The organism is Vibrio sp. A1-b2 (assembly GCF_021726015.1).
GTDB lineage: Bacteria > Pseudomonadota > Gammaproteobacteria > Enterobacterales > Vibrionaceae > Vibrio > Vibrio diazotrophicus.
This window is the reverse complement of sequence record NZ_JAKKCI010000001.1, coordinates 458,158-480,629: the sequence shown is the minus strand read 5'-3', so window position 1 is coordinate 480,629 and position 22,472 is coordinate 458,158. Positions and strand designations below refer to the sequence as shown.

Genomic DNA, 22,472 nt, shown 5'->3' with positions numbered 1-22,472 from the left:
AAATCTTAATGTATTGAACATATGTTTAGTTAAACTGAACAATGGGTGTTTTCAGTGTTAGGTAATGCAATGAAGGCTTCTTAAAAGAAGCCTTCCAACAAAATATCTTTTGATACACCCAGAGCTTATTGCCAATCTCCGCGCAATTGAGCGACCTTATTGAACATTACCTCTGAGGACGCAAGATCTGAAGCTACTGGCGGGCCGGCTTCTATTTCTAGGCGTGACCAGAAACGACTTGGCAAGCCTTTACAGGCACGACCTTTACATCGGCTAAAGTAACTGCCCCACAGTCCTTTCAACGCTACGGGTATTACTGGAACAGGGCTGCGTTTTAAGATGATGTCTAACCCTCGCATAAACTCATTCATTTCGCCGTCAGCCGTCAAACGGCCTTCAGGAAAAATACACACCAGATGGCCTTCATTCAAAGCCTGTTCGACATCATTGAACGCTCGGAGTATGGAACGTCTGTTGCGAGCGCAGATAGGGATCACGCCTGCGCGCTTTAAAAAGCCTCTTAACACAGGCAGGTTTGCATAGTCTTCTTCCATCACAAAACGAATCAGGCGAGGGCTGGCTGCGCTGAGGAGCAAAGCATCCATATAGCTAACGTGATTACAGACGAGCAACGCACCGCCGTGTTCGGGAATGTGATTGAGATTTTTGTGTTTCACTCGGTAGAGAGTATGGGTCAGTGCCCAAACTAAAAACCGGACGGCAAATATAGGAACTTGTAAGAACACAAATACCGACGTTAATAGGTTGATCACCGAGATAACGACAAATAGCTGGATTATAGAAAGTTCTAATACAGACAAGCACACAATCCCAAGAATGGCGCTGCCAACCATAAATAACGAGTTATAGATGTTGAGCGCCGCGATAACTTGTGCTCGTTGAGTTTCTTGAGCGCGTTGCTGCATTAATGCATAAAGCGGCACAATAAATACACCACCAGAAGCGCCTAATAGCAGTAAATAGCAGAACAAAGGCCAGAGAGGCTGATAAAGAACGAACTCGCTAAACTGATGAAAGATAGGCAGTGATTCTGGAATGCTAGTCGCCATCAAATAGCCGAACACGGTAATGCCTAAACTGCCGATAGGTACGATACCAATTTCAATTCGGTGATTTGACAGTTTGTCACAGCTTAATGAACCGATAGCAATTCCTACTGAAAATAGGGCAAGCAAGAAAGAAACCGCACTCTCAGTGCCATTGAGATGGAGCTTAGTGAAGTTTGGAAACTGAGTTAAATAAGTTGCGCCGAGGAACCAAAACCAGCTGATTGCCATAATACACAGCAATATGGTGCGATCGCTTTTGGCAATGGCTAGAGTGTGGCGAGTCTGGCGGATAGGGCGCCAAGTAAAATGAATGTGCGGGTTACCCGCAGGTGCTTGTGGTATGAAGCGGCTTGCCAGATAACCACAAAGTGAAAACAGAACCACACAACCTGCAGCAATGTATTTGGCGTGGTCAAGCGAGGCGATAACGCCTGCGCCAATTGTACCGATTAATATGGCAAGGAAGGTTCCCGCCTCTACCAGCGCATTACCAGACACCAGTTCGTTGGCTTTAAGTTGTTGAGGTAGCAACGCATATTTTACAGGGCCAAAGAACGCAGATTGTGTACCCATCAAAAACAGCATCAATAGCAGCACAAGGTAGCTTTCTGTAATAAAGCCGATTGCGCCCAAACACATAATGGCGATTTCAATCAGTTTGACCTTACGGATAAACCAAGATTTTTCATATTTATCCGCCAGCACCCCAGCGGAAGCTGAAAAAAGAAAAAACGGAAGAATAAATAACCCTGCCGCTAGATTAATAAACAGATGACTTGAAATGGGTAGAATTGCACTGCCTGAAAAGGCGACAAAGAGCAGCAAAACATTTTTGAAAATGTTGTCATTGAAAGCGCCAAAAAACTGCGTCACAAAATACGGAAGAAAACGTCGCTGGCTGAGCAACGGTGTGTGATGTTGTGACATCCTATGTCCTTATTAGTGTGACCATTTACTCAAGTAGTTAGAGAGTAGATTCTGAATCAGCTTCTTGCCATCAATCGGTTCGTCTGCAAAAAATTTGTCGTCAACGCTCAGCAAGGTAATACCATGTACACCAGCCCAAAGCACACGGCTTGCTTGTAGTACTTCGCGAGGAGAACGCTGCGGTGCAAATATTGTAAGCAAATCTTCCAGCATACTGGTCATGTTATCAATGCGTTCAGCTTGCCATTCTGGGAGAGCTTCACCGTTCATCTTATGTTCGAAAATTAGTTGCCAACGGTGAGGGTTTCTCTGCGCGAAATCGTGGTAACAATAGGCAAGTTCGTAGAGGGCTTGTTCAGAGTCGTGACACTGGCTGACCACTTCATTAGCTTCCAGAGCCAGTTCATCTAGAGTCTGAGCAACCACATGAAGTAACAATAAGTTATAGCTGCCGAACACATTGACTAATGTGCTTGGCACATAACCAATCATGTTTGCTACTTTACGCAAACTGAGTTCGTGATAGGAATGTTCAGTTAAAAAATCCTTTACGGAACTGAGTGTGAGAGTGATCAATTCCTCTCGTGTGTGATCGTTTCGTCTCGCCATAGCCGGAATAGAATAATGAACAACGTTCGATATTCTAATAAGCATGGTCTGGGGCGTCAAACATTAGGTTTGCAATATTCTGATACAAGTCCTCACTGTAAAAGCGTTTTATTGTCTGAGTGAAGTGGATATGATGTGTTACAAATATAGGTAAACCCGTATTAATTGAAGCTGTAGCGGTGTTGCTACACATAGTCGCCTTACTGCACTCCAATGAGTTTGGGTATAAACACTATTGCACCCTCGTACAAATATAACGTGAAGGATAAGTATGAAACGTCTGTTCTCGCTGATCGCACTGCTGATGGTTTCTGTCGCTGTCTCACCGATAGCTGAAGCCAAAAAGTTTGGTGGCGGTAAGTCATTTGGTAAGAGTTTTAAAACAGCTCCTGCTCCTAAGCAGCAAAGCCAAAACACAAGTACCATCAACAAAGATACATCTAAAGCTGCGCAAACTTCAGGCAAAAAAGGTCTGATGGGCGGTCTGTTAGGTGGTTTGCTAGCAGGTGGTTTATTAGCTGCGTTCTTCGGCGGAGCGTTTGAGGGTATTCAGTTCCTAGATATTCTTATCATGGGTTTGATTGCTTACTTCGCATTTAAGTTCTTGCGCAGCATGCTGGCAGCAAAACAGGGCAGCATGAACCAGAGTCAACAGCAGCCGGCTTTCGGCGGTGTTAACCGCAACATGCATGAGCAACCAAACGTACATAACTTTGAGCAGCCACAAGCTGCGGGCGGTTTCGGTACGACAGCAACAAGTGATGTACCGCACAACTACCCACCGGGTTTTGATCAAGCGGCTTTCATCAGTGGCTCTCGCGAACACTACCGTATTCTTCAAGGCGCTTGGAACTTCAATCAGCTTGAAACTATTGAAGAGTATGTATCACCAAGTCTATTCGCTGATCTGAAAGAAGAGCGTGCGAAACTGGAAGGTGAGCAACACACAGACGTAATGTATGTAGATGCTGAAATTGTTCGCGCAGACTACGATGCAGACAAAGCTCAACTTAGCCTTCAGTTTAGCGGTCGCTACCGTGACACTGTAGAAGGTATCGAAGAGAATATCGAAGATATCTGGCATCTAGAGCGCGATCTGACAGTGCCAAATGCACCTTGGTTGATTGTTGGTATTCAAGCTTAATCAATCAATTAAGTCACAAAATTGCTTTTATATAACGCCCGAGCTTGTCTTGGGCGTTTTTTTATTGGCATGATAAGCAACAATCTAACCAGACAACGTAACGTTGAGTGGTAAAGTCAAACAAGAAAGGGAAATATCATGGCTGAATTCAAATACAAAAACCTAAGCCAAGAAGAACAAGACAAGCTTGATGCGGCAGTGTTTCGTCGTCTATTGGCGCACCTAGATGAAAATAAAGACGTTCAAAACATTGATTTAATGATACTTGCTGGTTTCTGCCGCAACTGCTTTTGTAAGTGGTATCAAGCCGAAGCCGAAAGTGCAGGGAAAGACTTGTCGATTGATGATGCTCGTGAGCGAGTGTACGGCATGACTTATGATGAGTGGAAAGCAAATCACCAACTGCCAGCAACACCAGAGCAACTCGCTGCGTTTGAAGCAAAGCAGAAAAAATAGAAACTTAAGCAAATAAAAAGCCGCCAGTGTTGTCCATTCTTGAGTAACAGAACAAATACAATGGCGGCTTTATTGTCTCTCAGCTTTGCAGCAATACAGATTGGGTTACTTTAGTGGTAAGTAAACATCGGTTTGCAAAGCGTTTTTGTCGGTGTCTGGAGCAATATTCAGGTAATGGAAAAAACAAGGTTTACCACTTGGCTGTTCGCCGCTGGTGGGTAACCAGTTTCTATACAGCTTATAGACTGTTTGGCTGATCAGATCCAAACTGCCGTAGTGTCTTAGTACGGCACATTTGCCACCTGTCAGCATGCCGTTAACCACACCGAAACGATTGTCAGGAATGTCTTCTTCGACACTTCCTGCGATATCAAAACGAAAATTTTTGTTGTCCGTTTCGTTAGGGTCACTGTATGGAATACCGAAGGTGTCACTGGTTGCGATAGGGGACAACCCCGTTTCTTTACGCCATGCTACGAAATTTTCCACACTGTTCATCAACTGCTCAGGGGCTCCTTGATGAGTATAAATGGCTACTTTTCTCGGCGTAAATTCAACAATTCGCACTTGCACTGTGGTTCTCCAGATTTTTCTTTATTCAACAAGACTATAAAAGAAAAGTGACAATAAATCTGTCTCTCGGTTCTTAATTCACGCTATGAGAAAGTTATTACTCCAGTTCACCGGTTCTAGAGAAAATTTCTAGTTTTGCTAAGTATGGAGAAAGATCGCCAATGTTTTTCGCTACCCAATCCGCGTTGTAATAGGTATCAAGGTAACGTTCGCCGCTGTCACACAGCAAAGTTACAATAGATCCTGTCTCACCTCTGCGTTTCATTTCACAGGCAAGCTGCAAGACACCGTAGAGGTTGGTACCAGTCGATGCACCGGCTTTTCTGCCAAGAATGCCTTCTAACCAGTGAACGGTTGCGACACTTGCGGCGTCGGGGATTTGAAGCATTTCATCGACGACATTGGGAATAAAACTCGGTTCTACACGTGGGCGACCTATGCCCTCAATTTTGCTGCCGCAATCAAGTTTGATGTCTGGGTTACGGGTTTTATAGAAATCGAAGAACACCGAGTTCTGCGGATCTACAACGCACAATTTAGTGTCGTATTGTTGATAGCGAATAAAGCGCCCTATAGTTGCGGAAGTGCCGCCAGTTCCCGGGCTCATCACAATCCAAGCTGGTACTGGGTGGTCTTCCATTTTCATCTGGCTATAGATGCTATCTGCGATATTGCTGTTACCGCGCCAGTCTGTTGCTCTTTCAGCATAGGTAAATTGATCCATGTAATGACCATTCAGCTCCGCCGCTAAACGGCGTGATTCTGCATAGATCTGATCAGAACGGTCGACTAAATGTGCCTTACCGCCGTAAAACTCAATTTGTTCGATTTTTTTAATCGCTGTGCACTTAGGCATGACGGCAATAAAAGGCAAACCGAGCAAACGAGCAAAGTACGCTTCTGAAACAGCAGTACTGCCAGAAGAGGATTCGATAATCGGTGTCTCTGGACCAATCCAACCGTTACAAATGGCATAAAGAAACAGCGAGCGGGCAAGGCGGTGCTTTAGGGAGCCAGTTGGGTGGGTACTTTCATCTTTCAGATATATATCAATGCCCTGCAAACACGGTAAATCAAGTTTGATTAAATGAGTGTCAGCAGAACGTTGATAGTCAGCTTCGATTTTTCGAATTGCGCTGTTTATCCATTGATGATCGGTACACATGTTTTTTCTCCCTAAAGTTTATATTCATAATCTAGCGATTTATCAGGAGAAAAACTTTGCTAATTTTTTCCTGTTTGTTTAATTTTGGAGAAAATAATTCTCTCTAAGTGGGTGTTTGTATGGCTTTAGACAAGGTTGACCGCAAAATATTGGCAATATTGCAGCAGGACAGTACGGTTTCACTGAATGATTTGGCAGAAGCGGTGAACTTAACGACCACGCCATGTTGGAAGCGTCTCAAGAAGTTGGAAGAGTCAGGCATCATTGCTAAGCGCGTCGCTTTGCTGAATCCGGAATCACTGGGTCTATGCTTTACCGTGTTTGTTTTGGTTCAGACCAGCGATCATTCCCATGAGTGGTATCGGAAGTTTGTCGCAACCGTGGAGGAATTCCCAGAAGTGATGGAGTTTTATCGTATGGCGGGGGAGTACGACTACATGATGAAAGTGTTGGTCAAAGACATGAAAGACTATGACCAGTTCTATAAAAAACTGGTCAACAGTGTTGCAGGTCTTAACAACGTGACTTCAACATTTGCCATGGAATCGTTGAAATACACCACTGAGCTACCGTTAGGTCATTAATCTTGACCAACACAGAGGGTAGTTAACCGAATATCCAAGCAATGAGTAGAATGACGGCCAGCATCACGCCAAACGCTTTGAGTAGTGGTTTGATTTCAGTCGAGCCACCTTTCGGTGGTTGGTTACAACAGCCCATAATTTCCTCCGATTAGGTCAAGGATATGCCATTAGAGTAATCCTTAACCTAAGGGGAGAGTAAAGAAAAAATTAGGGCTTAAAGCGCATGACGCCTTCTTGAACAGCAGTAGCCACTAAGTGGCCTTGTTGATTGTAGATTTCGCCACGCACTAAGCCACGGGTGTTGCTTGCAGTCGGGCTTTCAATGGCAAACAACAGCCATTCATCCATCTTAAATGGGCGGTGATACCAGATAGAGTGGTCGATGGTTGCGACTTGGAACTTGGGTGTAAGCAGTGTGACCTGATGCGGGTGTAACGCAGTGACTAAAAATCCCCAGTCAGAGGCATAACCCAAGATATATTGATGAATAAGCTGGTTGTCTGGCATTTGGCCGTTGGCTTTCATCCACAGATATTGTTTAGGCTCTGCCTTTTGTGGTTTGAGAGGATTGATAACCGTAACAGGGCGAATTTCAATCGGCTTTTCACCACACAGCATTTTTTGAACCTTTTCAGGAAGCAGGTGAGCTATCTGAGCGGCTAGTTCGGATTCTGAAGCAAAGTTCTCTGGCCCAGGGATATCCGGCATGGTGTTCTGGTGCTCAAAACCTTCGGCTTCTCCATGATATGAAGCCGTGAGGTAAAAAATTGGGCGTCCGTTCTGGATCGCTTTGACTCTTCGGGTACTGAAGCTTCTGCCATCACGGAGGTTTTCAACATCATAGATAATCGGTTTTTCTGAATCACCCGGATATAGGAAATAGCTATGGAATGAGTGAACCGTACGATCTGGATCCACCGTGTAATGCGCAGCTGAGAGAGCTTGGCCTATTACTTGTCCGCCATAGACTTGAGGTAATCCTAAGTTCTCACTTTCTCCACGAAATAAGCCTTCTTCTAATTTTTCTAATTGCAGCAAGTTCAATAACTCTTGCAGAGGTTTACTCATAGCTTGTTACCCTTTCCTTATGAATCTTTATCTGACGCTGTTAGTCTGTTTATTGAGTCAATTGTTTGTCAATAGCTGACCTAGCTCCGTGACTGTCATAGGCCATCTCGGCTAATATTCATTTAACGTGTTGATTTAAAAACACAGCTATTGAATGAGTACTAAGTATATTAGTGGTAACTGAAGCAATATGACAGCCTAGGACACTGAATCTATACTGATTTGTATGAAATTAGCTTGGTCGAAAGATCTTATAAGAGAGGCAAAATGAAAAAAATAATGCTGTTGGTAGTATCGTTGGTGGTGGGGTCTATATTTATGGTCGGTTGCCAAAGCTCTGAGGCGTCAAAGCCACAACAAAAAATCCAGTCTATTACTGGCACGGTTGCTTACCGTGAGCGAATTGCATTACCTGATGACGCGCAAGTTACCGTCGTATTGCAAGACGTATCGAAAATGGATACCGCAGCGGTAGTGATTGCAAAACAGCAATTTATTACCAACGGTCATCAAGTTCCTTTGACTTTTGATTTGGCGTACGACAGCACTAAGATTCAGGAAAACCACCGTTACAGTGTTTCTGCCCGTATTGAGGTGAACGGTAAACTGCGCTTTATTACTGACACCCAATATGCGGTTATTACCGATGATAACGCGACGACACACGTTGATTTGCGATTAATCGGTGTAGGGGCGAAATAAGCCTACTGCGATTTTAAACACGTTAATTAAAAAGAATGGCAGCTTTAGGGCTGCCATTTGTATTTCTTAAGAGATATTTTTCCGGTGCTGCTTACGGCAATGCCTTCTGCGACTAAATGTTCTCTTTGCCTCTCCCAATCGGGTCCAGTCAGCGAGATTTCACCTTTACTGTTAATGACTCTAAACCAAGGCAATTTACTTCCTTCTGGGAGGTTACCGAGCGCTTTACCAACATGTCGTGCGTATCCGGGATAACCCGCCATTTTCGCTATCTCACCATAGGTAGAAACTTTCCCTTCGGGGATTCGATAAATGACGGTGAAGATATGTGATAGAAATTGGTCCATACTGAGTCAGTCCTAGTTCTAAATTTACCAAGGATCGGTTTAAGGAGTGGGAGGGTTATTTTCAACTTTTCTGTTCAGTACTGCAATGTTAGTGAATGTAAACACCGCGGTACCCGACTTTGTATTGGTAGCTTAGGTAAACTTGTTCGCGACGACTTGGTTAACGGATTCTATTTTGCGCTGTTCTTATGAGCAGGTTGAACGAAAAGACAGCGATTAAAATCAAATCTAGTGCAAAAATATGCCGTACGGATTGCAAAAAGCTTTATGCAATCAAAGTCAGTTTCGATACTATTATTCCATATAAAAAATAAGAACTATTAATAACAACGTCTATGTCCAGAGCCATGCACATTTGCAGTTGGTTGTTGGTGCTTTTGTGTTCTTCGCAAGCACTTGCCGCTAATACAAATGATTCACATAAAGTCTATTTCGTCGCGACTGAAGCTGACGATGTAGTGTCGCGCGTTATATTTGATGACGTCGCATATCGCTTTAATATCGATATTGAATATGTGAATTATTCGAGCTTTGACGCCATTCTAAAATCTGTTGAAGCCGGGATCAGTGACTTCGCAGCGAATGTGACTTATACCCCTGAGCGTGCTGAGCGTTTCGATTTTTCTCGCCCGACCAACATTGAATACACCTATCTATTTAGTAAAACCAATCATCATTTGGAAGATATGAATAAAGTAGGGGTACCTGCGGGAACGATTTATGGAGACTTAATTCTTCAAAATTATCCCAATATTGAGTTGATTGATTACTACGGTTCAGCGGAAGCGAAATCGCTACTTAAAAATAACAAAGTTGATGGTGTGGTAGATGCGATAAATCAACTAAAGCCGATGCTATTAGCGGGGTTTGATGCTCAGCTTCTTAACGACAGAATCTCTATTCAGCCTGTATCTATCGTGACACCAAAAGGTGAAAACACAGAACTACTGCTTGAAATCGAACGTTACGTTCATTCCGCGCGAGTGCAGAAGTTGCTTCGTGAATCTATCCAAAAATATCAGTTTGATATTCGTAAGCATGCTTTACGCCAAGCAGTGATAGACAGTGGTTTGAGCATTCAGCGACCGCTGAAAGTGAAGTTGGAAAACGTCAGCCCTTATGCCATTTATCATCCGGATGGTGGAGTCAGTGGTATCAGTGCAGATATCGTTTTCCGTGCCTGCGACATTTTGCTGTTGAAGTGTGAGTTAGCCAGTAAAGCGAACGAAACATGGGAGAGCATGTACAACGATATTCGCCAGCAACACATTGATATTATTGCCCCACTGACTATCACCGAGCAGCGTAAGAGCATCGTTAATTTCAGCGAGAGCTACTACCATCCCGAAGCCGTGATGATCAAAAGAGAAGGTTACAAGGATTTTGTATACAGCAATGTGTCTGAACTAATCGCAGAACGTATTGGTGTAATCAAAGACGACTTCTTTGCAGATTTGCTGCATCGAATGCTGCCGCGCAAGGAACTCGAAACATTCCTCACTCAAGAAGAATTGATTGAAGGGCTTATGACAGAGAAGGTTGACTACATTGTTATGAGCCGAGGCAATTTTAATCTCTTTTTACGTGAATCCGATCAGTTGTTGCCCTTTGTTGAGGATTCAATGATTGGCGGCTTCTATAAGTTTGATGTCGCTATCGGTTTTACCAAAACCCCTTTGGGTGAATCTTTAGCATCACTATTTAGCCGCGCTATTAAAATGATGGATACGCAGAAAATCATAAAAACGTATGATTATCAGCCCGACTGGCGTGCCACCTTAGTGGTTGAAAAGCGCTTCACTCGTCATAGCCAATGGTTATTTGCGACCGCATTTGGCTTATTAGTTATCGTTGCTTTATATCTACACAAACAATCAAATACCGATAACTTAACCAAACTGCGTAATCGTCGAGCTCTGTATCGCAGATACAGTAGGGGCTTAGCAGGTAAAATATCCGTTGTTTATCTCGACCTAAACCATTTCAAACAAATCAATGACAATTACGGACACGAAATCGGAGACAAAGTACTAAAGCAACTTGCGCATAGAATCCAGCAAGTGTGGCAAGGGCATGCTTACCGAATTGGTGGTGACGAGTTTATTTTGGTTGGTAATATAAAGCGTGACCAGTTGGAAGAAATCCAAGCTTATTTGCAACGATTCGTGTTTGTTGATGTTGAGCGTGATGTGAGTTTTGATGTGACAGTGGCTATGGGCGTTTCAACAGATCGAGATAGCTATATGTCTCTGCAAGAAGTGTTGCACCAAACCGATCAAGCGATGTATGTGACAAAACATCAAAGAAATGTAGTAACACCGATTCGAATGAGACATCGATAAACGAATCCAATGCACTCGATTTGTTTAATTGGTGTCCAATTGGTTCACAATCAAAGACATTACTAGGATTTAGGCTTGCAATGATGAAGTCGATGCTTGATAATCCTTCCCACTCTTTGGCACAAACCAAAGATGCTCTATGGGGGCCCTGGTCCTCCCGCAACACTAGTTCGTAAACCTGGTCAGGTCCGGAAGGAAGCAGCCACAGCGAATGACGTGTGTGCCGGGATGTGGCTGGGGCTTCCACCCATCTAATTGTCGCTGAAAGCATAAAGCGTCCTAAAAAAACCATAAAATGTCCTAATAAAACCCATAAAGTGTCCTAAACTTATTTTGGTTGTTTTTTTACAACGAAAAAGGGACAGGTTATGTACGTTCGCAATCTTCGAAAACCATCAGCAGACAAAAACGTTTATAAGTTTGTTAGTGCAAAAAATGGCTGTACAATCATGTGCGAAAGCTCTTTGGAATATGACTGCTGCTACTATTTGGAATATTCGGATGATGTTGTTCGTTACCAGTCACAGCCGAAAGGTTACCGTGTCCCTTATCAAAGTAAAGAACACCCATACACTCCTGACTTTTTAGTTTATAAGAAAGATGGAACGTCCTATCTCATCGAAGTAAAACCACTGTCCAAAACATTTAGTTCTGAATTCCAAGATAAGTTTCGCCAAAATCAAATTGTGGCGAAAGAACTGGGAACATCACTATTACTTGTGACAGACAGACAAATACGGAACGATGTGCATCTTAATAATTTAAAACTCGTGCATCGTTATAGCGGTTGCATTGAAAATACTAGCCATTTGGAAAGTGTTTGGTCAGCCGTTAATCAATCCTCATCGATTTGCATTAAGGTGTTATCTGAAATACTGAATCTAACTATTGGTGAAGTTTTTGCTTCCGTGCTGCGTCTTATTGCTTTAGGGAAAGCCAAGACAAAACTGGATGTTTTACTGGATGAAAATTCTTTAATTTCGGTGGCTTAATATGTCTTTTGGGCCATTTGAAGATGAGTTCGGTTCAATAACAAATGACGTTCAGCAACAATATGAGGCAAGCCCTGAAGCTAAGCTATCTCGGCTGAAGTATTCACCTCTTGAAACCACCAAGGTGATTGAGCGAGATCTATCTTCTTTTCCTGAAGAGCAGAAACTAAAAGCGCTGGAGCGTTACAAATTAATCTCTTTGATTGCTAAGGAGATTAATGGTGGTTGGACACCTAAAAATCTTATCCCCTTGATAGATAAGCATATAGAAACACTTTCTATACCGAAGCCAAGTGATCGTACAGTAAAGCGCTGGTATAAAGCTTTTTGTGAAAGCGATGGTGATATTAAGAGTTTGGTTGATAGTCATCACTTAAAGGGTAACCGGCAACCCAGAATTGTAGATGATGAACCATTTTTCATAGAAGCTGTTGAACGTTTTCTAGATGCTAAAAGACCAACTTATTCTCAAGCATATGAATTCTATTGCGGCAGAATAGAAATTGAAAATAGCAGTATTATCTCGGGGAAGATCCCGAAGATTAGCTATCAAGCGTTCAAGGAAAAGGTTAAAAAACTACCTCCGTATGCGGTAGCATTATCAAGGTATGGTAAACATTATGCTGATAAATTATTTAACTATTATCAGTCATCAATTATGCCGACTAGGATTCTTGAACGGGTAGAGATAGACCATACCCCTTTGGATTTAATACTACTAGATGATGAACTGTTAATCCCACTGGGTAGAGCTAATTTAACATTGCTTGTTGATGTGTTTAGTGGGTGTATTACTGGGTTTCATCTGGGCTTCAACCCTCCTAGCTATGTTTCTGTAGCAAAAGCAATTATTCATTCAGTTAAGAAAAAGAATTACATTCAGGATATCGATGTTGAGTTTCAAAACAGTTGGTTATGTCATGGGAAAATGGAAACGCTAGTTGTCGATAACGGAGCTGAATTTTGGTCAGATAGCTTAGATCATGCCTGTACCGAAGCTGGAATCAACATAGAGTTTTGTAAAGTTGGGCAGCCGTGGGGAAAACCAAGAGTAGAGAGAAAGTTTCTAGAGATTATTCAGGGTATTGCTGGTTGGGTGCCAGGAAAAACGTTTTCAAATATTCTGGAGAAAGATGAATACGACTCTCAGAAAGATGCGGTTATGAGATTTAGTGTTTTTGTTGAAGAACTGCATCGCTGGATCATAGATGTCCACAATGCATCACCCAATAGCCGTTACACCAAAATTCCAAATTATCACTGGAAGAAGAGTGAAAATGTGTTGCCACCGCCAGCATTAAAAGAGCACGATGAAAAGAGTTTTAGCGTCGTAATGGGTAAGATTCATAAAGGAACAGTTACCAGTAAGGGGATAAAATTTAAGCACTTAATTTATGATAATGTGGCGTTAGAGCATTACAGAAAGCAGTATCCTCAAACGAAAGAAAGCCGTAAAAAAACTATCAAAATAGATCCGGACGATTTATCCAGAATCTTCGTTTTTCTGGAGGAAATTGGCGGTTATATAGAAGTACCTTGTAACTCTGATCCGCTTGGTTACACCAAAAAACTTAGCCTTTGTGAGCATTTAAGAACGGTAAAAGTACACCGTGATTTTATAAAAGGACAAGTTGATTCATTATCATTAGCTAAAGCACGTCAGGCTTTGCATGAGAGAATTAAGCAGGAACATGAAAACTTACGTCAGATGTCGTTACCTCAGCGTGCTAAAAAGGCTAAAAACGGTAAGAAAATGGCTGAGCTGGCTGGTGTTAACAGCGATAGTCCTAAATCCATAACTACCGATTATCCGATAGACACCATACAACCTCAGAAATCTACACCTGTCGATGATCTCCAATCACTTTGGAATAAGCGCAGGGCATTAAGGAAGTCGAGCAAATGACATCGCTTCTGCCAACGAATAATGACGTCGATGTATTACTAGCTGAGTTCCACCAGTCATTTGTCGTATATCCTGATGTTGAAAAGGTTTTTGAAGGTTTAGATTGGATTGTTCGCCGCAGCCAGTTTGGTAAGTTTGCTCCTTCAATGCTAATTACAGGCGGGACCGGTGCGGGTAAGACTTCAGTGGTTGAAACCTATTTGAACAACCATTTTTCCGCTTCAGAAGTGTTAGTCACAAGAGTCAGGCCAAGTTTTGTTGAAACATTAGTTTGGGCAATTGAAAAGCTGAATGTTCCTTACAACAGTCGGTCGAAACGGTCTGAGATTGGCCTACAAGATTATTTCATCAATAGTGTTAAGAAATCTAAGCTTAAGCTGTTGGTTATAGAAGAAGCTCAAGAATTGTTTGAGTGCGCATCTCCCAAAGAAAGGCAAAAAATACGTGACCGACTAAAGATGATCAGTGATGAATGTCGATTACCTATCATCTTTATTGGCATTCCTACCGCCAAACTTATCTTGGAAGATTCACAATGGGACAGACGAATTATGGTGAAGCGAGACTTACCATATATCCGAATAACGAACGAAGAGTCTTTAGATGTCTATATTGCCTTACTTGAGGGGCTTGAAAAGACCTTACCTATTTCGGTCGCTCCGGAACTGTCTGATATGGATATGGCTATGCGTTTATTAGCTGCCAGTAAAGGGATGCTCGGTTTAATCAAAGAACTTGTAGGTTATGCGTTTGAACTGGCTTTACTCGAAGGTAAACGTCAGATTACTCAAAACGAATTTATTCAGGCATTTAAATCTATTTTTGGCCCTGATATTAGTAACCCATTTGAGATTGAACTGGATAAATTACTAATCCCGCAGATTATTGAGTATGAAGGCTATCTTTTGGACTCAGATAGTGGGGATATCAAGTTTACTCATCAGATATTTGAAGACATACCATTAACAGAATTACTACGTTAACTATTTGCTTTAGTAGATAATTTATCTAGTAAACCTTTTTTATCTTCATCACTCAACTTATCAATCAGACAAGCTAATTCAGCCGTAACTTCATCTTTACAAAAGAAATAATTCAACGGTATATCCAGTTCTTCAGCCATACGTGTTAACGTTCCTATATCGGGAACATGACGACCTTTTTCGTAATGGTTCATTCGACCACTTGCAGAGCTTTCTTCCATTCCAATTTTTACCCCAAGATCTTTTTGGGTGATTTTGGCTTTTTTACGCGCTGCTTTGAGCCTCTCTGGGATTGGGTTTTCCACTTAGACATTCTTTTTTGTACCTACAGATAACTTAGATTGTCTAAGTTTTACCTATTTTTGTATACTTAGCAATCCTAAGTTTTTGTGGTGTGTAGAGGTCACAGTGAAAAGAACCAAAAAGCTCAGTCATCCAATTTATAACCTTCTGATAAATAAAAACTTGGATCGCTTTACAGTGATACAGGCACGGGATGAGCTGCAGCAATCAGCAGATCGGTTTGAAGATGATAATGAAGCTAGGAAGTATATATATCGGCAGCTCAATCATCTGGTATCTAACGGTTACTTGAAGACGTTGGGCGAAGGCAGAGAAAAGCTCTATATAAAAACGGAAGCCTTTAACTTAGGTTCTTTTTCCAAGAAAACCGTTAAAAGGTATAAGCACAATTCATCAGAAGACGAAAAACATGTGCAAATTGTTCAAACGGCGCAATACATTGAAGCGTTAGAAAAAGAACGAGTTCAGTACAAGAGTGAATTATCTGTCACGTATGCTGAAGAACAGGAATACAGTCGTTTGATGAGTCGCTTCCCTGATAAAAAAGAACTGTTAATGCCGATCTACGTTCAGGCTAAGGAACGTTCGGAAACAACACTTGGGAAAATAAACGCTTTGACTAGTGCACTTAGCGCAATCCAACATTCAGTTCTCTAAGTCTGAGTATTCTACGGGTCCGAAACGATTCAACAGAGGTTAGCTGAATCGTTTTTGGACATAAACGTGTCAGTGGCTTTGCTAATTTAGAAAAATACGGATTAGCTGAAGTTTGGCTAAACTAGATAGTAAAATGAAAGACCTGCCCCTATTCAAGTTAGATTAACTAACCTGCTCTTATGGAACTAACTGCCTGAGCTTACCACATTAATATTTGAATTTTTATAAATATATTTATAGTGGGTTACCAAAAAATCATATATCGGGAGGTTATTGAAATCTAGCTTGATATATAAATCAGAGCATTAACTAATATGACTAGTTATTGAATGAATTTTTGAATATATATTAATTAGGTGTAAACATGTTAAAGCTAGAGGGGTTAAACATTGATAATCTCTAACTATATTTGTCGATTAACGTTTCCATGTCATTAAAATCTTCGACAATTAATCCTGAAACTAATTGACCATTCATGTCAATTTCAGGGTCAATTAAAACGGTAACCTCATCTTTTTTTAGGTTAATGACTAATTTGTCAAATTCTTCGTCACTTTCAATTATTGAAACAGTGAAAGGAGGTAAAGCAACCCCAGCTAGCTCCCAGTTTCTTATAAAAGAATCAACATTAATAGGATTAGATAAAAATATCATTGCATCATTTATCAGTATAGGAAGGCCATTTTCCTTATCAAGGAAAATCATTAGTGGTGCATAATAACGTTCAAAAACTGAATGTGATTTGTCTATCGCTCGAGTAAATAATACTGGCTCAGCATCTTTACATATAAGTATACTCTCATTGTCTTTTTTACATTGTAATGCGTGTGAGTAAGTAGTAAATATGCCACTATCTGAAGTGTAGCAATGTGGGTTATTTTCATCAGAGGCAGCTTTAAAGCGTTCATTAAACCACTGAGATTTATCTTTTGCGGAGCTAATCGTCTCTCTTTGAATACGGCCTCTATCTTGTACATATTTAGAGCTGCCGTCATCCAAGTTTATTTTTATACAGTACTTCCCTTTAGATAGGCTATTATAATCAGGTTTCCATAATAGAGGGTTTACACTTTTAGGTAACATAGCCAGACTGGAAAATAATCCCTGCCCTTTAACAGACAACAAATACCATTTATCATAGTTAAAATTGACTAAGTTCTTATTGCTTCTGAATAAATCAGAGTCTATTACACCTAAAATTCTATGCAAAGGAGATAAACATCCCCTATGGGCTAATCCTACTTGATGAGGTAAACCTATCTCATCAATCTCAATTATCGGAGAGCTGTCATCAGAAATGTCATCACCACAAATTATACATTCGAAAGGAGCTGTGTTTTCATTTATTAACTTCAAGCATAACTCAGAATGGCTTTTAGCAACGTTCATCTCGTCAACACTTTCGTCTGAATTAATTTCCAAAATAGCTACTTTACCAGTTTCAAATATATCTATATTTTCCTTTATATATCGCTCAACACCAGAAAAGGTTGAAGCCCGATAAATTACATTCCATTCATCTCCATTTTTCAATTCAACTTTGTTATTGGAAAAAGAAAGTCTATTTTCCCCATCGTCTTCAAAGCGAATCAATTCAACAATCATAAATTCAAACTCTTCGGAAAAAGACTCAATTATTAGAACTTCCCTTCCTGAGGAGATACCTCCTTTTAGAGTAAAATCAAGGATTTTGTTTTGCCCGTTTTCTTTTTTCTCTTGTTCAATAAATTTACCGATTCTGGCTTCAAGTCCTTTTAGATTAATGGAAGAACGTTTTTTTGATAACGTTAGTCCAATATTTATTAAGTTCGACCAAAAAAGTTCAGGCAATATGGAAACTTTTCCTGATATTAAAGTAAGAATTGCTTTCTCTAGAGGCATTCCCTCTTCAATATCAATAACAGATACATGTGATAACTCTAATATAGAATTTACAACTTCATCTGAGGCTGGTTTATTCGTAATATCTTTGTAGTTAGATGCAATGTTTTTCTTAACTATTCTAAGAACATCTTGCTCTGATTTGTTCAATGGGTTATTTAGAAAACCTTTGTCATTAGACCGTATACTTTCTAGTATTTTTTTTAGTTCGACAGTGATTTTCGATGAAGATTTCGATGTCGTTGCAAGTACAAATCTATCGTTAATGCTTGTATTAGTTAAATATTGTGAAACAAACTGCTTTATGACCTTATAAAACTCAGAGCTTTCAGACTCTGAACAACTGATAGATCTCTTAGCTTGAATGAATATCGTAGATTGTTCTGTTTTGATGACAAGATCATCGATTTCGTTATTAGACTCAAATTTTAACTCAACAATCTTCGAGTTCTTATCCATACCTAGATCATCAATAAATACAACATCCATAAACATATGTGTCAAAAATAATGCAGATATTCGTTGTTGAAAGTCTATACCAGCATTTGTAGCCGCACCTCCAGCATTACTACTCATAGTAAAAAGTCTCCTATTTAAAGAACAATCTGCGATATCAATTGAATAGCTTACAAAAGTGACGTACTTATTCATGATATAGTTAAAACAATAAGTTAGAGTAAATAATACATAAAAAACATGAAAAGCACTACCTATAGAATCCTTTAAGCATCATGGCTTAAAGTGACTAAAATCTCTTAATGGTTTCTGATTTTATTGATTAACAATAAATAGACTTGCGTTTTGCTTTTTCATTAGTTTATGTATCGTAAAAATGCAGGTAAGGCTTAGTCTATCCATCGATACAAACTCGTTTTGGGGCAAAAGTTTCTTAGTGGAAGGCAATCAGAATTCTTACTTCCGATAACTTTATATTAAATCTGGATTCATATTTAATCTTAACCTACTTAAAAGATAGATTTCTCCGTTAACGCAAGTTACCACATAGATTGAATTGCTTTATCATATTTTAAGATAATATCTCCCATAGAGTGTTCTTCTTGATAAAGAAAATTCTTATTGGACAGTAGAAATGAGCAGAATGACTCATAAAAAATAGCAACTAAATACGTAGCGTAGAAGTAAGTAAAATTATGCCTTTGCAACCGAGTTTCGTATCCTTCGAGTTCGTCAGTAATTAATTGCATACACGCTTCATAACCAGAATGTGAATAACCACAGAAATAAGGATAACTAAGATCAATATAGGTGTTAGACAAATTTGTTTCCTTTGCTATCTCAGCCCAACTTTTTCCACTTTTCCATCCCTTCTCGAGGTTATAACTAATATAGTTTTCTGGAATACCATGTTGCCCTGCCAGAAGTGAAATCTCGCTCTCTAACTCCTTAATTCGAAGACTTTCCTCAAGTATTTTTTTGGATATTTTTTCATTGTTAACAGTTGCATTAGTTCGAGCAAATTTTTGACGCTCTCGATAGCCACTATGCTTGTATATAAGGAATCTTAATTGTGCTCGCTCTGGATAATTCCAAAAAATATGAGCCATCGTGACATATGTCTCAAATGCTGATCGCAGTACTACTTTAGCTGAAGAGTGGTCAATTTGATGACTATCTGGTATGACATCGTTAAAATCAGTTCCAGACAATATGTAATAAAAACTATTGATATGATTAATAAATTTCTTAGATAAAATATAGAATATTTGGTCTTTGTCTTCTGTGTCTTTTTCAATAAATAGTGAGTAAGAACAATCAAAAACTTTTACAAGATCATTCCTAGCTTTTAAAAAATCATTTAGGTACTCATTTTGTTCCATTGCCACTCCCTAATATTCCGTTCAAATATCCATTTAGAGTGAAAATCTCTATTGAAATTACCAAGCGTTGGCATTCCCTCTTAAGCCATTCATTAGCTTTCATCTCTCGTAACATTTTCTGAACTACGAGAGGAGCTGGAAGTTAATACTTCCTTCACCGCGTTGATTACATAATTAAGGGATAACCCGATGCCAACCATACCTGCAACACCAATATACTCGCGCCAACTTGATGGTAAATTATTAGGATCACCATGAAGTGCTGCCAATATGAGTTCACAGCCTGATGAAATTGCATAAACAGCTAAGAAAACTAAAGCCACATTGTTTACTTTAAAATCCCTGCGTTTATAGAACTCTAGACAGGCAAAAGCGAAACTAAAACAGACAGAAACCAATATACCAAAAGCCGTACCATCAAAAGACATTATCCAACCCCTTTTGACTCTTTACCTAGAAGAGCACCTAGTACACCTCCGACAATTGCACCTACAGGCCCACCAATCGAAGCACCCAAAGCTGCACCACCAATTAACCCTACTGCCGCAGATGTTTCACCTGTTACCTTCTCAGCATCTTTGAACGAATTGCTGCACTTTCCGCAGCGATAATTAGCAGGCGATATTCCCTCTGGAATTTCCGATACTTGTCCACAATGCCTGCATTTGTATTTCATTTTTTCTCCTTGGGAAGTCAACAGCATCCTTTAACTAGACACAATTTGTATAGCAGCCTATACCAAACTAAGTACATAGTCCGATATTAGAATAAATCGGTCAATTAATGATAAAAGAAGTATGTCCTAGAACTTGGTCAAGAACACAATGGGGCAGCTATAAGCTAGAGTTCCCGCCAAGCTCGTTTGTTAGTTGAATTGTTTCACAGCTCTACACTTGGGAAAAGTTGAACAGCCCCAAAACTGTTTACCTATATCCTTACCACGCTTGGTTTCACGCAACACCATTTCAGAGCCACAACGGGGGCAATGATTTGAGGTAAATTTAGATGCGACAACTTCTTTGACATGTTTACGATGGTTTAAATCCGTAAAGAGTCCGCGCTTTAACTTAATATGGTTTATAGACTCAGCTAACCGAGCACAATCTTTGTCAGAGAACACTACCTCGTTAAATTGCTGAATGTATCGAATACTTCCACGAGCATAGGTAACGTTTGAAGGCATTTCGGTTTTAAAGGTACAGTCACCAGTGAAAACAATAACTGGATGTAAGTGATCCTCAGTGCAATCTAACAAGGCTTCCAGCGCTTTAATGTGCTTGTAGTTTTGATGCAGTGGATTCTGAAATTTAGAGGAATGACGGTAAATCTTTTGTGTCCACTGTTTCTGGCGAGCTGAACCAAATATCCAGCCTTTCATATTTTTAGTCTCAATGACGAAGATACCGTATTTAGAAACCACGATATGGTCAACTTGAGTTGTACCATCGTTAGTCGGCAACGTTACGTCTTTTATTAATGTGTAATCAGATTCTGGTAACTTGGACAACAGACGATTTACGAGAAACTCGCCGAATACACCTTTTAGCCAGCGACTTTTAAAAATGCTAACAATAAGCAATAAAGGCACTAGATACCAAACTTGCTCAAATACATTAAGAAATGCTGTAAAAATATTCACGAATTTTACCTATTCAGCTACATAGGTTAGCAAATTGAGTACATAGTTAACCATTACCAAAAATAGGTCAACTAATGACAATTGTAACGAGTCAATGTTGTTGGGCTAAGCAGTTTTGGGGCAGAAATTTTTTAGCTAGGATCGCGCTAAGAAGTCCCTGGACAAAAGCTTCTTAGCTTAAATGACTTAGGCACATTAAAGGAAAAGTATCTTGAAACCTTAAACTTAAACGTTTGTTTTACGCAATTTCAGAAATACTAACAACTACTTCCATTGGGATTTCACCTCCACCAAAACCTACTAGAATATGCTCATCATCCTCAGGGACTGACGGATTAGGCACAAGCTTATTTACACTAAAACACTTTACGTTATTACTATCTAGTAAATTCATATCTACTTTGTAAATAAACCCCTTGCCACTATCTTTTCCATTTCTGGCATAGAACTTTGCGCGTTCAAAAGAAGGAGTGAATGAAACACCTGAAGTGGGAAGTCCGGCTTGCTCCCATTGATGCAAAACCACTGTATTAAGCTCAGATTCGCCCATAATTATTCCTGATCCACAAATTGCATGTGGATCGCCCATACAAGCTACGGTTGCAAAGTTGCTGTTGAGCATTTTGGGAACCAACTTCCCATGTAATGTTTCGTGTAGCTCGACGCTAACACCACGATATAGGTACTTCATGCTAAAAACTCCAGAAACACTTAATGCCCTGTTATTTGTGTAATTTAAGGTGTTACTAACCAAGCGCCACTAACTATCAAAATTCATCACTTCTGTAATAGGTTGTATTTTCGGTGGCCACTTATCATGTGTTCGATATGCCATCACTTTATTGAGAATTAAGCCTTCTAACTTTGCCAACTCGTCATTTGAAAGTCGACCAGCGGACTCTTCTATTTTCTCGATCACTTCAATATCTTGGACCACTTCTGCTAAAGCTATAAGAACGTTTGATCTTTGAATGTTTTCCATCAATTTTCCTTTAAACATAAGCCAACTACAGTGATAAGCACATAACGTCGCGTTATATGCGTGCAGAATTGTCCTAAATTCCCAAGCCTTGCTAACAGCAAACCACCAGACACTAGTGGCGCTAAGTACGATACAACCAAGGTGAATGTATGACGTTTTGCTGTACGATGCCCCTCAATAAGAATGGTCAGGTGTTTATATGCATCCATCCAATGAATAGAATCATATAAATGTTGGTTATTGCTATCGCCATCTTTATGTTTCACTGGCACTCTCTGTTTCAAAAGCAATTCCAGCTATGACA

At 40.2% G+C, this 22,472-nt stretch carries 24 protein-coding genes and 1 other RNA gene; 10 read left to right on the top strand and 15 right to left on the bottom strand.

The annotated features are described in order from the left end of the window. Window positions 1-125 precede the first annotated feature (125 nt). Together L3V23_RS02095 and L3V23_RS02090 are read right to left on the bottom strand one after the other, a co-directional pair. Window positions 126-1,997 (bottom strand): MFS transporter, encoded by a 1,872-nt coding sequence (locus tag L3V23_RS02095; protein WP_237291887.1) that lies wholly within the window; start codon window positions 1,995-1,997, stop codon window positions 126-128. 12 nt (window positions 1,998-2,009) lie between these two features. Next, window positions 2,010-2,606, bottom strand: coding sequence for a TetR-like C-terminal domain-containing protein (locus L3V23_RS02090; protein WP_102963168.1), 597 nt, complete (start codon window positions 2,604-2,606; stop codon window positions 2,010-2,012). 271 nt (window positions 2,607-2,877) lie between these two features. Between L3V23_RS02090 and L3V23_RS02085 the strand changes: the two genes are divergently transcribed. Then, window positions 2,878-3,750, top strand: coding sequence for a TIM44-like domain-containing protein (locus L3V23_RS02085; RefSeq protein WP_237291886.1), 873 nt, complete (start codon window positions 2,878-2,880; stop codon window positions 3,748-3,750). Window positions 3,751-3,888: 138 nt separating this feature from the next. Further along, entirely contained in the window at window positions 3,889-4,206 is a 318-nt protein-coding gene (locus L3V23_RS02080) for a DUF1244 domain-containing protein (RefSeq protein ID WP_102963170.1), read from the top strand. A 105-nt stretch (window positions 4,207-4,311) separates the two neighbouring features. Here L3V23_RS02080 and L3V23_RS02075 read toward each other — a convergent pair whose 3' ends face one another. Continuing rightward, entirely contained in the window at window positions 4,312-4,779 is a 468-nt protein-coding gene (locus L3V23_RS02075) for a GyrI-like domain-containing protein (RefSeq protein ID WP_052404644.1), read from the bottom strand. Window positions 4,780-4,876: 97 nt separating this feature from the next. Further along, window positions 4,877-5,944 carry a PLP-dependent cysteine synthase family protein gene (locus tag L3V23_RS02070; protein WP_237291885.1) on the bottom strand — a complete coding sequence of 356 codons (1,068 nt, stop codon included), beginning with the start codon at window positions 5,942-5,944 and terminating at the stop codon, window positions 4,877-4,879. A 119-nt stretch (window positions 5,945-6,063) separates the two neighbouring features. On the opposite strand from L3V23_RS02070, the gene L3V23_RS02065 reads away from it, so the two are divergent. Beyond that, entirely contained in the window at window positions 6,064-6,528 is a 465-nt protein-coding gene (locus tag L3V23_RS02065) for an Lrp/AsnC family transcriptional regulator (RefSeq protein ID WP_042490136.1), read from the top strand. 207 nt (window positions 6,529-6,735) lie between these two features. On the opposite strand, the gene tesB is transcribed toward L3V23_RS02065, so the two are convergent. Then, entirely contained in the window at window positions 6,736-7,596 is an 861-nt protein-coding gene (gene tesB, locus L3V23_RS02060; protein WP_102952852.1) for an acyl-CoA thioesterase II, read from the bottom strand. A gap of 267 nt (window positions 7,597-7,863) precedes the next feature. Here tesB and L3V23_RS02055 point away from each other — a divergent pair, with 267 nt between their 5' ends. Next, window positions 7,864-8,298 (top strand): YbaY family lipoprotein, encoded by a 435-nt coding sequence (locus tag L3V23_RS02055; protein WP_102952853.1) that lies wholly within the window; start codon window positions 7,864-7,866, stop codon window positions 8,296-8,298. A 44-nt stretch (window positions 8,299-8,342) separates the two neighbouring features. On the opposite strand, the gene L3V23_RS02050 is transcribed toward L3V23_RS02055, so the two are convergent. After that, a complete protein-coding gene (locus tag L3V23_RS02050) occupies window positions 8,343-8,645 on the bottom strand; it encodes an MGMT family protein (protein ID WP_042490143.1) in 303 nt (100 codons plus the stop codon). 335 nt (window positions 8,646-8,980) lie between these two features. Between L3V23_RS02050 and L3V23_RS02045 the strand changes: the two genes are divergently transcribed. From L3V23_RS02045 to L3V23_RS02025, 5 genes are all read left to right on the top strand, one after another. Further along, on the top strand, window positions 8,981-10,987 hold the full coding sequence (locus tag L3V23_RS02045) for a GGDEF domain-containing protein (protein WP_237291884.1): 2,007 nt from the start codon (window positions 8,981-8,983) through the stop codon (window positions 10,985-10,987). Between the two features lie 146 nt (window positions 10,988-11,133). Further along, window positions 11,134-11,230, top strand: an RNA gene (gene ffs, locus L3V23_RS02040) — signal recognition particle sRNA small type. A gap of 125 nt (window positions 11,231-11,355) precedes the next feature. Next, window positions 11,356-11,979: a TnsA endonuclease N-terminal domain-containing protein gene (locus L3V23_RS02035; RefSeq protein WP_237291883.1), complete on the top strand. Its 624-nt coding sequence runs from the start codon at window positions 11,356-11,358 to the stop codon at window positions 11,977-11,979. 1 nt (window position 11,980) lies between these two features. Further along, window positions 11,981-13,885 (top strand): transposase family protein, encoded by a 1,905-nt coding sequence (locus L3V23_RS02030; RefSeq protein WP_237291882.1) that lies wholly within the window; start codon window positions 11,981-11,983, stop codon window positions 13,883-13,885. Further along, on the top strand, window positions 13,882-14,868 hold the full coding sequence (locus tag L3V23_RS02025; protein WP_237291881.1) for a TniB family NTP-binding protein: 987 nt from the start codon (window positions 13,882-13,884) through the stop codon (window positions 14,866-14,868). Before L3V23_RS02030 ends, L3V23_RS02025 begins: the two co-directional genes overlap by 4 nt. Here L3V23_RS02025 and L3V23_RS02020 read toward each other — a convergent pair. After that, a complete protein-coding gene (locus tag L3V23_RS02020) occupies window positions 14,865-15,173 on the bottom strand; it encodes a helix-turn-helix transcriptional regulator (RefSeq protein ID WP_237291880.1) in 309 nt (102 codons plus the stop codon). The genes L3V23_RS02025 and L3V23_RS02020 overlap by 4 nt on opposite strands. Window positions 15,174-15,276: 103 nt before the next feature. Here L3V23_RS02020 and L3V23_RS02015 point away from each other — a divergent pair, with 103 nt between their 5' ends. Then, on the top strand, window positions 15,277-15,828 hold the full coding sequence (locus L3V23_RS02015) for a hypothetical protein (protein ID WP_237291879.1): 552 nt from the start codon (window positions 15,277-15,279) through the stop codon (window positions 15,826-15,828). A 399-nt stretch (window positions 15,829-16,227) separates the two neighbouring features. On the opposite strand, the gene L3V23_RS02010 is transcribed toward L3V23_RS02015, so the two are convergent. The 8 genes from L3V23_RS02010 to L3V23_RS01975 form a co-directional block, all read right to left on the bottom strand. Then, window positions 16,228-18,285: a hypothetical protein gene (locus tag L3V23_RS02010; protein ID WP_237291878.1), complete on the bottom strand. Its 2,058-nt coding sequence runs from the start codon at window positions 18,283-18,285 to the stop codon at window positions 16,228-16,230. Between the two features lie 419 nt (window positions 18,286-18,704). Then, on the bottom strand, window positions 18,705-19,547 hold the full coding sequence (locus L3V23_RS02005; protein ID WP_237291877.1) for a DUF5677 domain-containing protein: 843 nt from the start codon (window positions 19,545-19,547) through the stop codon (window positions 18,705-18,707). A gap of 92 nt (window positions 19,548-19,639) precedes the next feature. Further along, window positions 19,640-19,975 carry a hypothetical protein gene (locus L3V23_RS02000; protein WP_237291876.1) on the bottom strand — a complete coding sequence of 112 codons (336 nt, stop codon included), beginning with the start codon at window positions 19,973-19,975 and terminating at the stop codon, window positions 19,640-19,642. Continuing rightward, a complete protein-coding gene (locus L3V23_RS01995; RefSeq protein WP_237291875.1) occupies window positions 19,975-20,223 on the bottom strand; it encodes a hypothetical protein in 249 nt (82 codons plus the stop codon). Before L3V23_RS01995 ends, L3V23_RS02000 begins: the two co-directional genes overlap by 1 nt. A 189-nt stretch (window positions 20,224-20,412) precedes the next feature. After that, window positions 20,413-21,186 (bottom strand): NERD domain-containing protein, encoded by a 774-nt coding sequence (locus L3V23_RS01990; RefSeq protein ID WP_237291874.1) that lies wholly within the window; start codon window positions 21,184-21,186, stop codon window positions 20,413-20,415. A gap of 238 nt (window positions 21,187-21,424) precedes the next feature. After that, window positions 21,425-21,877, bottom strand: a complete 453-nt coding sequence (locus L3V23_RS01985; protein ID WP_042479848.1) for a hypothetical protein — start codon at window positions 21,875-21,877, stop codon at window positions 21,425-21,427. Window positions 21,878-21,946: 69 nt separating this feature from the next. After that, complete coding sequence (locus L3V23_RS01980) at window positions 21,947-22,168, bottom strand: hypothetical protein (RefSeq protein WP_042479847.1); 222 nt, start codon at window positions 22,166-22,168, stop codon at window positions 21,947-21,949. Then, a complete protein-coding gene (locus L3V23_RS01975) occupies window positions 22,168-22,434 on the bottom strand; it encodes a hypothetical protein (RefSeq protein WP_237291873.1) in 267 nt (88 codons plus the stop codon). Before L3V23_RS01975 ends, L3V23_RS01980 begins: the two co-directional genes overlap by 1 nt. Window positions 22,435-22,472 lie beyond the last annotated feature (38 nt).